Origin of the sequence: Dactylosporangium sp. CA-092794 (genome assembly GCF_050948465.1) — a bacterium.
In the GTDB taxonomy this organism is placed as follows: domain Bacteria; phylum Actinomycetota; class Actinomycetes; order Mycobacteriales; family Micromonosporaceae; genus Dactylosporangium.
In genome coordinates, this window is record NZ_CP192044.1 from 541,420 (window position 1) to 554,688 (window position 13,269).

At 72.9% G+C, this 13,269-nt stretch carries 9 protein-coding genes; 4 read left to right on the forward strand and 5 right to left on the reverse strand.

The features are described 5' to 3' along the window. The first annotated feature begins 516 nt into the window (after positions 1–516). Entirely contained in the window at positions 517–2,139 is a 1,623-nt protein-coding gene (groL, locus tag ACQPXD_RS02300; protein ID WP_432834326.1) for a chaperonin GroEL, read from the forward strand. 119 nt (positions 2,140–2,258) lie between these two features. Continuing rightward, a complete protein-coding gene (locus tag ACQPXD_RS02305) occupies positions 2,259–3,131 on the forward strand; it encodes a GNAT family N-acetyltransferase (RefSeq protein WP_432834328.1) in 873 nt (290 codons plus the stop codon). 345 nt (positions 3,132–3,476) lie between these two features. Here ACQPXD_RS02305 and ACQPXD_RS02310 read toward each other — a convergent pair whose 3' ends face one another. Next, a complete protein-coding gene (locus ACQPXD_RS02310) occupies positions 3,477–3,701 on the reverse strand; it encodes a hypothetical protein (protein WP_432834330.1) in 225 nt (74 codons plus the stop codon). Between the two features lie 859 nt (positions 3,702–4,560). Beyond that, on the reverse strand, positions 4,561–6,903 hold the full coding sequence (locus tag ACQPXD_RS02315) for a S8 family serine peptidase (RefSeq protein WP_432834332.1): 2,343 nt from the start codon (positions 6,901–6,903) through the stop codon (positions 4,561–4,563). Between the two features lie 62 nt (positions 6,904–6,965). On the opposite strand from ACQPXD_RS02315, the gene ACQPXD_RS02320 reads away from it, so the two are divergent. Beyond that, the gene (locus ACQPXD_RS02320) at positions 6,966–8,537 is read left to right on the forward strand and encodes a phytoene desaturase family protein (RefSeq protein WP_432834334.1); all 1,572 of its coding nucleotides are present in this window, start codon (positions 6,966–6,968) and stop codon (positions 8,535–8,537) included. On the opposite strand, the gene ACQPXD_RS02325 is transcribed toward ACQPXD_RS02320, so the two are convergent. After that, the gene (locus ACQPXD_RS02325; protein WP_432834336.1) at positions 8,538–8,975 is read right to left on the reverse strand and encodes an SRPBCC family protein; all 438 of its coding nucleotides are present in this window, start codon (positions 8,973–8,975) and stop codon (positions 8,538–8,540) included. It abuts the gene before it with no gap. 68 nt (positions 8,976–9,043) lie between these two features. On the opposite strand from ACQPXD_RS02325, the gene ACQPXD_RS02330 reads away from it, so the two are divergent. Beyond that, a complete protein-coding gene (locus tag ACQPXD_RS02330) occupies positions 9,044–10,888 on the forward strand; it encodes a glycerol-3-phosphate dehydrogenase/oxidase (protein WP_432834338.1) in 1,845 nt (614 codons plus the stop codon). 22 nt (positions 10,889–10,910) lie between these two features. On the opposite strand, the gene ACQPXD_RS02335 is transcribed toward ACQPXD_RS02330, so the two are convergent. Continuing rightward, positions 10,911–11,711: an SAM-dependent methyltransferase gene (locus ACQPXD_RS02335; RefSeq protein WP_432834340.1), complete on the reverse strand. Its 801-nt coding sequence runs from the start codon at positions 11,709–11,711 to the stop codon at positions 10,911–10,913. A gap of 130 nt (positions 11,712–11,841) precedes the next feature. Next, a complete protein-coding gene (locus ACQPXD_RS02340) occupies positions 11,842–13,056 on the reverse strand; it encodes a hypothetical protein (RefSeq protein WP_432834342.1) in 1,215 nt (404 codons plus the stop codon). Positions 13,057–13,269 lie beyond the last annotated feature (213 nt).

Below are 13,269 nucleotides of genomic sequence, written 5' to 3' on the forward strand. Positions count from 1 at the left end.
TTTTGTTGCGCCTTTGGCGCGTTTGGTTGGGGTCCGAAAGCTAGCCACGCGCGACTTCGTCGCGGCGCTGTGTCTGGGGGGTTCCCACCCCAGGCCTCCCATGGCCGCTGCGCGGCCACTTCTCCCGCGCTGCGCGCCCCTGACGTCCTGGTTGTGGCCCCCTATTGCGCCTTCGGCGCAGTGGTTGCTCGTCCTTGTCGGGCCTCAGGCGCAGGGCTTTGGCTGCTGTGAGCCTCGGGGCTAGCTCTCTGGGTTCACCTCGTGGGCTTTGGGGTTTGGTTGCACTCGGCACGCTTGAGTGCTAAACAGGGTGTTGGCACTCGTAACATGCGAGTGCCAACGGTCGGGACGGTGCAGCCTCGGGTGGGCAACCGCCGCGGGGCTGGTCGTCGCGGGCTCATCCGGCCCGACCGCCCGGGGATTCCGCTGGGTCCTCGTAGGTGCGAAAGCAGGCGGTGAGCCGCAGGCCCCACGTGGGTCGAGGCGAATCGTGGATGTCCAGGAGGACAACGCCGAATGGCCAAGATTATCGCGTTCGACGAAGAGGCGCGCCGCGGTCTTGAGCGGGGTATGAACACCCTCGCCGACGCCGTCAAGGTGACGCTTGGCCCGAAGGGCCGCAACGTCGTCCTCGAGAAGAAGTGGGGCGCGCCCACCATCACCAACGATGGTGTGAGCATCGCCAAGGAGATCGAGCTCGAGGACCCCTACGAGAAGATCGGCGCCGAGCTGGTCAAGGAGGTCGCGAAGAAGACCGACGACGTCGCCGGCGACGGCACGACGACGGCGACCGTGCTGGCGCAGGCGCTGGTCCGTGAGGGCCTGCGCAACGTCGCCGCCGGTGCGAACCCGATGGCGCTCAAGCGCGGCATCGAGGCGGCGGTCTCCTCCGTCGCCGACGAGCTGGCCAACCTGGCCAAGGACGTGGAGACCAAGGAGCAGATCGCCTCCACCGCCTCCATCTCCGCGGGTGACTCCACGGTCGGCGAGATCATCGCCGAGGCGATGGACAAGGTCGGCAAGGAAGGCGTCATCACCGTCGAGGAGAGCAACACCTTCGGCCTCGAGCTCGAGCTCACCGAGGGCATGCGCTTCGACAAGGGTTACATCTCGCCGTACTTCGTGACCGACACCGACCGGATGGAGGCCGTCCTCGACGACCCCTACATCCTCATCGTCGAGTCGAAGGTCTCCGCGGTGAAGGACCTCCTCCCGGTTCTGGAGAAGGTCATGCAGTCGGGCAAGTCGCTCGCGATCATCTCCGAGGACGTCGAGGCCGAGGCCCTGGCCACCCTCGTGGTGAACAAGATCCGTGGCACCTTCAAGTCGGTCGCTGTCAAGGCCCCCGGCTTCGGTGACCGCCGCAAGGCCATGCTGACCGACATCGCGATCCTGACCGGCGGTCAGGTCATCAGCGAGACCGTCGGCCTCAAGCTGGAGAACGCCGACCTGTCCCTGCTCGGCCGCGCTCGCAAGGTGGTCGTGACCAAGGACGAGACCACCATCGTCGACGGCTCCGGCGACGCCGAGTCGATCAACGGCCGGGTCGCGCAGATCCGCGCCGAGATCGAGAAGAGCGACTCGGACTACGACCGCGAGAAGCTGCAGGAGCGCCTGGCCAAGCTGGCCGGCGGCGTTGCGGTCATCAAGGTCGGCGCGGCCACCGAGGTCGAGCTCAAGGAGCGCAAGCACCGCATCGAGGACGCCGTGCGCAACGCGAAGGCGGCCGTCGAGGAGGGCATCGTGCCCGGCGGTGGTGTGGCCCTGGTGCAGGCCGGCAAGACCGCGTTCGACAAGCTCGACCTGGTCGGCGACGAGGCCACCGGTGCGCAGATCGTGCGCATCGCGCTCGACGCCCCGCTGCGGCAGATCGCCGTCAACGCCGGCCTCGAGGGCGGCGTCGTGGTCGAGCGCGTCCGCAACCTTGACGCCGGCCACGGCCTCAACGCGGCGACCGGCGAGTATGTCAACCTCCTGGCCGAGGGCATCATCGACCCGGCCAAGGTGACGCGCTCCGCGCTGCAGAACGCCGCCTCCATCGCGGCGCTGTTCCTCACCACGGAGGCCGTGGTGGCGGACAAGCCGGAGAAGGAGAAGGCCCCGGCCGGTGCGCCGGGCGGCGGCGACATGGACTTCTGAGTCCAGCGCTTCACGCGGCGGGCCGACCTCCGGGTCGGCCCGCCGTCTGCTTTTCGGTGCTATGTCACACCGACGCGGTACCGCCCACGGCCATCCTTTCAGTTAGGTATGTTTACTGAATGGTTGTGGATCTCGAGGACGTCGCCGCCGCGGGCGCTCTGCTCGCCCGGTCGCTGGACCTGCCCGAGGATGCCGCCGAGGCGAACGTCCTCGCGGCCCGGCTCGCCACGCCCCCGTCCGGCCGGACCGCCGTGCGCCTGGCCACCCCCGACGGCACGGGCGTCGCCTTCGCCTCGATCAACGACACCGACCCACAGCTCGGCCACGTCGAACTGCTCGCCGTACTGCCCGCCGCCCGCCGCCACGGCGCCGGCGCCGCCCTGCTGCGCGCCGCGGAGGAGCGCCTGGCCGCCCTGGGCGCGACCCAGGTCCGTCTGGGCGGCAACCCGCCGTGCTACGCGTGGCCCGGCATCGACGTGCGGTACACCCCGGCCGTCTGCCTGGCCCGCCGCGCCGGGTACAGACTCACGGACACCGCCTGGAACATGACCGCGGACCTGACGCGCGCCGACCCGGAGGCCGCGGCCGCGGACGAGGCCCGCCTGGAGGCCACCGGCGCGAAGGTCCTGCCCGCCGACGCCGATACCCCCGCCTGGGTCCGCTCAATCTGGGGCGAGGGCTGGGCATGGGAGGTCGAGCAATCCCTGGACCGCCCGGGCGCGGGCTGCTACGTCGCGGTGCGCGACGGCGAGATCCTCGGCTTCGCCGCATACGGCGCGAACCGCCCGAGCTGGTTCGGCCCGATGGGCACGGCCCCCTCCGCCGAGGGCCTGGGCGTAGGCCGAGTCCTGCTCCGCCGCTGCCTGGCCGACCAACACGCCGCGGGCCATACGACCGCGCAGATCGGCTGGGCAGGCCCCATCGGCTTCTACTCGAAGGCGGTCGCCGCTCGCCTGGAACGCATCTTCTGGATCTACACCAAGTCGCTGTAGCGGCCTCAGCACGACAAAAGCGGATAAGTCCTGACTCCTCCGGAGCCCCAACTTATCCGCTTTTATCACGAAATTTCATGATGCGAAGCGGCGAGCGACGCATGCTGGCCGTGTTCGCGCGAAGCGCGGGCGAAGGCAGCGGTGCGCCGCGCCCAGCCGGTCTTCGGCGCCGCATTGCGGTGCGTCTCGCGCGTATGCGGGGCAGGGCGCGGGTTCGCCGCGGTCCTGCCCCGCACACGTGCCGTGCCGCCCGTGATCCCCCGTCGTGCCACGGGCGGCGTCAAAGCCGGTACCGATCGCTCCACCGCCGAGAGCGGGATGGCGAGGTCGGCGCCGGCGTCGTTCTCACATGTCGGGCTGGTTGCCGCGCTTCTTCCGCGTCGACGTCTCCTGCTGCGCCTTGGTCTTCGCGCGCATCGTGGCCGTGTTCGGGTTGTTGGACTGGCCCGACATGGTCGAGTCGGCCGGCATCCCCATCTCGTCGGAGATGTCCGGGTCCAGGTACCCGAGGTCGTCCTCGCTGCGATGCATGCCGCGGTCGAAGAAGTCGTTCTGCCGTGACTTGCCCATGGCTCCCCCTCATGTCAGTCAGCCTCACCATATGAGGATGGTTCGCATGCTGGGGGCAAAACGCGCATTTCGGAACCGCCGCTCCGGAACCCGCACCCGTCCGGGCCCGCCGGCAACCGCGAGGCCCGGCGTGCCCGTCCAGTCCGCCCACGGCGAGCGCGATTCGCGATCAGATCCACACGGTGGCGCCGCGATCGGGCCCACTCGGCCGGCGCTACACGCTGCGGAGGCCAGCGCAGCGACCAGAAGTCTCCGCGATCATGCCGCACCCGCTGTCGACACCAACGGTTTTTCATGATCACGGAGTGATCATGTACACCCGTGTACTACAAGTCTCCGGGATCATGGCAAACCCGTGGTGCGGCCACGGCGGGCATCATGATCACGGAGAGATACGTCCGGGTCCGCCCCGGCCGCCCTCGGTGGGGCGGCCGGGCGCGGCAATGCCGCCAGGATGGCGCGGGCGGCGGGCGGTGAGGTCGGGCGGGGCGGTGGGTCAGGGGGAGGTCTTGAGAGTGACGGCCGCGCGGACCGCGGGCAAGGCGTCGACCAGGTCGGCGCCGACAGTGCCGCCAGGGCGTCGCGGGCGGGTGCTGTGGGGCGGTGCGGGCGGTGGCGTGGCGCGGGCGGCGTGGGCGGGTGGCGTGGTGGGCGGCGTGGTGGGCGGCGTGGTGGGCGGCGTGGGCGGTGGGGTCAGGGGGAGGGGGTGAGGGCGACGGCCGCGCGGACCGCGGGCAAGGCGTCGACCAGGCCGGCGCCGACGGTGCCGCCAGGGCGTCGCGGGCGGGTGGCGCGGGGTGGTGCGGGCGGGCGGCGGGGCGGGCGGGCGGGCGGTGGCGCGGGCGGCGTGGGCGGTGGGTCAGGGGGAGGGGTTGAGGGCGACGGCCGCGCGGACCGCGGCCAAGGCGTCGACCAGGCCGGCGCCGACGGTGTCGGTCGGGGTGCCGCAGATGGTGCCCGCGGCGCTGAGGGGGCGGGCGGTGGAGGCCAGCAGCTCGCGGGTGCGGGGGATGTCGCCGGTCAGGGACGGGTTGGCGGACCACATCAGGGCGACCACGCCGGCCACGTGCGGAGTGGCCATCGACGTGCCGCTCAGGTAGCCGTAGCCGCCGCCCGGCAGTGCGGACAGGACGTCGACGCCGGGGGCCATGACGTCGGGCTTCTGCAAGTGGTCGGGGGTCGGGCCGCGGCTGGAGAAGGACGCCACGCGCTGGGCGCGGTCGACGGCGCCGATCGTTTCGGTGGCGGCGTAGTTGGACGGCGGGTCGGTGATCGACTCGCAGCGGGGGCCCGTGTTGCCGGCGGCGGCGACGAAGAAGATGCCGGCCGCGGCGAAGGCGTCGATGGCGGGGCGCATGGAATACAGGTCGCAGCCCTCCACCGCTGGGCAGCCCCACGAGTTGGTGAGCACCTGGGGCGCGCGCTCCGGGCGGCCGGCGTGCCACGGGTCGGCGCCCGGCGAATACGGCGCCAGCATGAACTGCAGGCACGTCAGATAGTTGGCCATGCTGCCGAGGTTGCGGGGCAGGTTTTCGCAGGCCATCCACTGTGCGCCCGGGGCCACGCCGACGCCCGCCCCGACCGCGGTGGCCAGGGTGTGGGTGCCGTGGCCGTTGCTGTCGGTCGGGGTGGGCGACCCGCCGAACGGGTCGAGCCACGAGTCGTCGCCGCCCCGGAAGTTGCCGCGCAGCGCCGGGTGGGTGCCGTCGACGCCGGAGTCGGAGCTGCCGACGACGATGCCCTTGCCGGTGGTGTATCGCGACCACACCTGATCCGCCCCGATCAGCGTCAGGTTCCACTGGGGCGACGCCGGCGCCGCCACCGAGCCCCGCATCGGCGGCGCGGCGGCCGGCAGCGGCCGCAGGCGCGGGTTGAGTAGCACGTGGGCGACATCGGAGCGGCTGGCCAGCCACTGCCGGGCGACCGGACCGGCGTCCACCTCCACCCCGTTGACCAGGTAGAACGGCGTGAACGACAGGTGCCGGGAGCGCAGCGCCGCGCGCAGCGGGGCCTGGGTGCGCTCGGCCGTGGCGACCAGCCGCTCGTAGGTCTGCCGGACCCGCTCCGTGCGGTCGCCCACGGAGGAGATGCCGGACAGGTCGGCCTGCTCGCGCATGACCACGAAGAGCCGCTCGCCGGCGAGGCCGGGCTGCCCGAGCGTGGCGTAGACGGCGGCGGCGCCCGCGGCGACGGCGGCGGCCACTGCGGCGGCGAGCCACGGCCGCCAGCGCACCCGCCGGAACGCCACCAGCACCGCGATCGCGGCCAGCACCGCGAGGACACCGGCCGCCACGGCGCCGACCGCGCCCCAGAACAGCCCGTCGCGCAGGCCGAGGATGAGCGAGGTCTCGTCGGGGTCGATCAGCCCCAGCGGCCCGAACAGCACCGGCGTGAGCAGTGCGACCACCGACGGCTCGCCCTTGCTGCGCAGGGCGGCCAGGGCGAACGCCACCGGCGGCACGCACAGCAGGGCGAGCAGTTGCACGGCCGGCTCGCCGACCCCCGCGGCCAGCGGCACCAGCCCCACGCCCGCGAGCAGGCCGGCGAGCCCGGCCCGGCCCCACGGATTGCGGCCGGTGGCGGCCCGGCCGGTCAGGGCCAGCAGCGGGCGGGTCGCGAGCCAGCCCACGGCGAGTGCGGCGGCCAGGGCGAGCACGGACTCCACCGCGCCGCCGAGCGCGCCCACCCACAGCCACGGCAGCAGGAGCAGCAGGCCGGCGGCGAGCGACAGCCAGAACATCCAGCGGTCCGGCGGATCGCGCCGCTCCAGCCGCCCGGTGACGGTCGTGTGGATGGCCGCGGCGATCGCCGCGAGCGCGGCGAGGAGTGCCAGATAGACCTCGTGGTAGGTGAGCGGGACGAGCCGCGCCACGCCCAGCAGGCCGCCGAAGAGCGAGGTGAGCAGCCACTGCCGGCCCGCCGTGCGGGCGAACGGCACCGGCGACAGCTGGGCCAGCAGCAGGGCCGGCACTCCGGTCAGCAGCGTGGTGAGGATGGAGACGAACAGCCACACCACCGTCGGCACGGACCGGCCCTCGATGACCAGCGCGTCGCCGATCAGCCAGACCACGGCGTGCGGGACGACGACCACCAGCACGATCCACAGCCCGAGCAGGATGGTCAGCGCCAGCGACCAGCCGAACGCGCGCCGCGACGGCGTCGCGGACGGCGGAACCGGGTAGGCCGGCTGGGGCGGAACCATGGTCGGGACTTTACGTGGCGGGTATGACAAAACCAGGCGGCGCGGGAAGGAGAGTTGGGGGCATGACGGAGACGGTCGACGCGGTCGTCGTCGGGGCCGGGCACAACGGCCTGGTCGCGGCCAACCTGCTCGCCGACGCGGGCTGGGACGTGGTCGTGCTGGAGGCCACCGGCCACGCGGGCGGCGCCGTCCGGTCGGCCGAGCTCGCCGCGCCCGGGTTCATCAGCGACCTGTGCAGCGCGTTCTACCCGCTCGCCGCCGCCTCGCCCCCGCTGCTCGCGCTCGACCTGCAGGCACACGGGCTGCGCTGGACCCACGCACCCGAGGTGGTCGCGCACCTCTTCCCCGACGGGCGGTCCGCGGTGCTCAGCCGCGAGCTCGACCTGACCGCCGAGTCGCTGGAGCGCTTCGCGCCGGGCGATGGAAAGGCCTGGCGGCAGTGGTACTCCGAGTGGCGCCGCCTCGCCCCAGACCTCATCCCGTCGCTGCTGACCCCGTTCCCGCCGATCCGCGCCGGCGCCCGCCTCGCCGCGCGGGCCGGTCTCGGCGGTGCGCTGCGGCTGGGCCGCCGGTTCCTGGTCCCGGCCCGGGTCCTGGGGGAAGAGCTGTTCGCCGGCGACGGTGCCCGCATGCTGCTCACCGGGCTCGCCATGCACACCGACCTGGCGCCCGACGACGCCGCCGGCGGCGGGTTCGGCTGGCTGCTGGCCATGCTCGCCCAGCAGTACGGCTTCCCGGTCCCGGTCGGCGGCGCCCAGCAGCTCACCGAGGCGTTGCTGCGCCGGTTCCCCGGCGTCGTGCACCGGGACGCCCCCGTCGAGCGGATCGTCGTCGCCGGTGGCCGGGCGCTCGGCGTGCGGTGCGCGGACGGGCGGCTCTTCCGGGCCCGCCGAGCGGTCCTCGCGGATGTGCCGGCCCCCATGCTGTACCAAATCCTCATCAAACCGGAGCATCTGCCCGGCCGCCTGCTGGCCGACCTCGCCGGCTTCCGCTGGGACAACGCGACCCTCAAGATCGATTGGGCACTGGCCGGGAGGGTGCCGTGGATCTCGCCGGACGTGGCCGGGGCGGGCACGATCCACCTCGGCGCCGACCCGGTGCGCTCCGCGGCCGAGCTGTCCATGGGCCGTCCGCCGGAGGAGCCGTTCCTGCTCGTGGGCCAGATGACCACGGCCGACCCGACCCGCTCGCCGGCCGGCACCGAGTCGCTGTGGGCATACACCCACCTGCCGCGCGGCGCGACCGCGGCCGACGTCGCGGCGCAGGTCGACCGGGTCACCGACACCCTGCGCCGGCACGCGCCCGGCTTCGACGACCTGGTGCTGGGCCGCTACGTGGCCGGCCCGGCGGAGCTGCAGCGCAAGAATCCGTCCCTGGTCGAAGGGGCGATCAACGGGGGTACCGCCGGCGCGTACCAGCAGCTCATCTGGCGCCCGACGACCGGGCTGGGCCGGGCCGACACCCCGATCGACCGGCTCTACCTGGCCGGCTCCAGCGCGCACCCGGGCGGCGGCGTGCACGGCGCGGCCGGCGCCAACGCGGCCCGCGCGGCGCTGGCCCGGCACCGGCCCGTGCTCGGCGACGCCTACCGGGCCGCGATCGGCGCGGCGATGCGCCGTATCTACCCGCGATAGTCAGTCGCCGTGCTCGGCGATGTCGGCCAGGCGTTGCAGTACCTCCGTGTTGCGGAAGTGCAGAAAGGCGTCGCCGACCTTGTTGCGCACGCCCAGCAGCGGCCCCTCGGTGAACTGCTCCTGCAGCGTCACCCGGGTCGCCTGGTCGTCGAGCGGGTCGAGGGTGAACTTCGCCTGCCCCGCGCCCAGCGGCCACACGTGCACCTTGAGCAGCAGCATCCGGCCCGGGTCGCAGTCCAGCGACTCACTGCGGTCGTGGATCGCGACCGGCCACGGCCCGGCCTCGTGGTGCACCCGCGCGCCGGGCGCGGGCCAGCCCGCGTCGACGTCCCGGACGTGCGTTGTACCGACCACCCAGTCGGCGTATGACCAGCCGTCGGACAGCACGGAGTACACCCGGTCGGCCGGCGCGCGGACGATGCGTTCGGTGATGGACACGTCGAGTGTGATGCCCCTGGCAATGCATCTCACACCACCGGCGTGACGGGCGCGGCTACCGTGTAGTAGTGCGTCGTGAACCCTCCACGTCCCGCTTCGAGGCGGCCCGCCTGTCGCCCGCCCGCCGGGCCGCCGATGTCGCCCGGCTGCGCAGCGAGCGCTTCGACGTGCTCGTCATCGGCGGCGGCGTCACCGGCGCCGGCGCCGCGCTCGACGCCGCGTCCCGGGGCCTGTCGGTGGCCCTCATCGAGGCGCGCGACCTGGCCTCCGGCACGTCGAGCCGCTCGTCGAAGTTGATTCACGGCGGCCTGCGGTATCTCGAACAGCTCGAGTTCGGCCTGGTCGCGGAGGCCCTGCAGGAGCGCGGGCTGCTCGCGACCCGCCTGGCGCCGCACCTTGTCCGGCCGGTGCCGATCCTGGTGCCACTGCCGGCCCATGCGGGGTTCACCGGCCTCGCCCAGCGCGTGTGGCAGCGGGCCTACTACGGCACCGGCGTGGGCCTCTACGACGCCTTCGCCGCCTCGGCCCGCCTGCGCCGCTCCAGCCCGCCCGGCATGCCGCTGCACCGGCACCTGAGCCGCGCCGAGACCCACCGCCGCTTCCCGTCGCTGCGCGAGGACGCGATCAGCGGCGCCATCCAGTACTTCGACGGCCAGGTGGACGACGCCCGCCTGGTCGCCACCCTCGCCCGCACCGCGGCCAGCCTGGGCGCCGCCATCGTGCCCAGCGCCCGCGCCGTCGGCCTGCTGCGCGACGCCCGCGAGGTCACCGGCGTCCGCGTCCGCGATCTTGAGACGCGCGAGGAGTTCGAGGTCCAGGCCCGCACGGTCGTCGCCGCCACCGGCGTGTGGATGGACGACATCGCCGGCATGCTGTCCGCGCAGGGCCCGCGCGAGAGGGCCGGCCTGCAGGTGCGGGCCAGCAAGGGCGTTCATTTGGTGGTACCGCGCTCAGCCATCACCGGCGAGGCCGGGCTCATCCTGCGCACGCCGACGTCGGTCCTCTTCGTCATCCCGTGGGGCGGCCACTGGATCATCGGCACGACCGACACCGACTGGAACCTCGACCGCGGCCACCCGGCCGCCTCCGCGACCGACATCGCCTACCTGCTCGCCCAGGTCAACACCGTCCTCGATCGCCCACTCGGCACGGACGACATCGAGGGCGTCTACGCGGGCCTCCGGCCGTTGCTCTCGCGTGAGGCGAAGCAGCGCCAGCCGCACAGCCGCGACGAGCAGACGTCCGCGCTGTCGCGCACCCACGCCGTCGTCGAGCCGATGCTCGGCCTGATGCTGATCGCGGGCGGCAAGTACACGACGTACCGCGTCATGGCCGCCGACGTCATCGACCGCGTCGCCCACCGCCTGGGCGGCCTGCGCCGCCACGGCGGCCTGGTCCCCGCCTCCCGCACCGCCGACCTGCCCCTGCTCGGCGCCGACGGCTACCATCCACTGTGGACCAACCGAGCCGACCTGGCCCGCCGCCACGGCGTCCCGGTGGGCGTGCTGGAGCACCTGCTGGAGCGCTACGGCGCCCTGGCCTTCGAGGTCCTGGCCCTCGACCCGGACCTGCGCCGCCCGGTCGCCGGCGCGCCCGAGTATCTGGCGGCCGAGGTCGCCTACGCCGCCCTCGCCGAGGGCGCGCTGCACCTGGAGGACGTGCTCACCCGGCGGACCCGGATCTCGTTCGAGACCGACCACCGAGGCACGGCTTCGGCGATGGACGCGGCCGCCGTGATGGGTGAGGTCCTGGGCTGGGACGCGGCCACCCGCGCCCGCGAGGTGGACCATTACCTGGCCCGGGTCGCCGCCGAGCAGGAGTCCCAGCGCATGCTGGACGACCTGACCGCCGACGCCGCCCGCCTGGGCGCCCCGGACGTGCGCGGCTTCCAGGCCGACCGCGCCGCCGTCTGACGATCGGTGCCGGCCGCCCCCGTCAGGGTTTTCTTCCAACCGCGCCGAAGATCGACGCGTCCACCGGCAACGGATGCTCCTCGGCGGCGGGGTCGGCCCGCCACTCGCTGACCGCGACAACGCCGGGCTCCACGAGATCGAGCCCGGCGAAGAACTCGCTGAACCCGGCCCGGTCCCGCGGGTAGACGTCGGACTTACCGGTGCGCAACGCCTCGTCCCAGTTGGCGGCCAGTGCCGGCGTGAGGAACTCTGTCGTGGCACACGACATGGTCAGATAGCTGCCCGAGGGCAGCGCGTCCAGCAGCGTCCGCACGACGTCGCGCGCGGCCGCCTGGTCGGGCAGGAAGTGCACGATCGCGACGAGCATCAGCGCCACCGGCCGGTCGAGGTCGAGCGTCTCCGCCACCTCCGGGTCGGCGAGGATCCGCTCCGGGTTGCGCAGGTCTTCCTCGATGTATCGGGTGCGCCCTTCCGGCGTGCTGCTCAACAATGCCCTGGCGTGGGCCATGACCATGGGGTCGTTGTCGACGTACACGATGCGGGCGTCCGGGGCGACGCGCTGCGCCACCTCGTGGGTGTTGTCGGCGGTCGGCAGCCCGGTGCCGACGTCCAGGAACTGGCGGATGCCGGCTTCGCCGGCCAGATACCGCACGGCACGCTGCAGGAACGCGCGGTTGGCGCGGGCGGCGATCCGGGCGGCGGGATAGGACTTCGCCAGCAGGTCGCCGGACTCCCGGTCGGCGGCGAAGTTGTCCTTGCCGCCGAGCCAGTAGTTGTATCGCCTGGCGGGGTGCGGGACTCCGGTGTCGAGCTTGTCAATCATCACGGTCTCCCGGTCGGAAGACAGCATCGTAATCAATGAGGTCCGGCGGCGGCGGTACCGGGTTGTCCGCCCTCGCCGCGCTCGCCGCCCTCGCCGTGCGGCGAGGGCGGCGGGACCGGCTGCCGCTGGGTCAGGACGTCGGCGTGGTCATGTCCATGACGTGCGGGTGGCCGCTGCCGTCGAGGTACACGACATAGTCGGTGTAGCTGGTGCCGGCGGCGTCATCGGGCGCCGCGAACGCGGTGACGTCGTTGTTTGCCTGGACCGTGCCGTCGCCGGTGTCCTTCCAGGCGAACCACCGGCCGCCGCGGACCCGCACGTATTCCCAGATCGCGTTGGCCGCGTCCACGGTGAAGATGCGGTCGGACCCGTCGGACGCCAAGGACAGGCCGCCGCCGATGCCGGCACCCGTGAAGGCCGGGCCGCCGCTGGCCGCCGTGACGTCCGAGTCGCTCCAACCGGCGCTCGGAGTCCAGGTCAGCTCGTGCAGGTGCCGGGGTGTGGGGTTGACCGGCCCCACGTAGGTGATGGCCAGCCGCGAGCCGCCCGCGTCGAAGAAGATGCCCAGGCCGGCGTACACGTTGTTCGCGCCGACCGCCTGACGGATGGCCACGTCGGACCAGCCGCTGCCGGTGGTGGAGCTGAGCGCGTGGATGAACCCGTCCCGGGCCAGGTACGCGATCGTCTGGCCGTCGCCCCGGCTCACGCCGACCGGCAGGAGGGTGGTGTACGGCCCGCCGTCGGTGAACGTGGTCAGGTTCTGCGCCTGCCACCCGGTCCCCGGGGTGAACACCAGGTGGTAGAGCACGTGCGTGCTCGTCGTGGAGGCGACGATGTGCTGGGCACCGCCCTGCTCATAGCCGGTGGTCGGCCACAGCCCGCTGGGCGCGCCCGTGACCGCCGTCAGGTCGGCGTCGTGCCAGACCGGGCTGTCCTGCGTGTACCACAACTCGTGGACATGATTGTCGGAACCCAGATAGATGACGTGCGAGCTGCGGTCCCACGCGTAGGCATAGCCGGTCAGCACGAGGCCCACCGGCGACACGTTGGGCGCGGTGGCCGACGACCACGTCGAGGCGCCGGGCGCCAGCGAGGCGATCGTGATGACATTGCTGGTGTTGAAATAGGCGACATGCCGCACCCGGTCCCACGGCGTGTACCACCCGGTCGTCTTGCCGGAGGCGCCGACCGGCGCGCCCGAAGCGGTCAGATCCTGGCTCGTGAAGAAGCCGTTTCCGGCGTGCGCGGCGCTCGGCGCCGCCACCGCCAGCCCGGCGCTCACCGCTACCGCGGCGGCCAGCCGCCGCCATTTCCCCGGCCGGCCGGTCGCTTGTCTGTCCCGCACCAATACCTCCCGTTGTGTACCCATCGATGCCGCCGTGAGGCTACTCGAGGCACACAAACCGGACCGGCCTACCAGTGTCACGCAGACACCAGTCGCCCGGATCAAGGCCCGGCACCTGCCTACTTGCCGGTGCTTGACACCGTGGCGCGGTCTTTCGCACCTTCCGTCACGCCCCGGCAGGCTCCCGGAATGGTTCGGTCGAGTGGCCTTTCC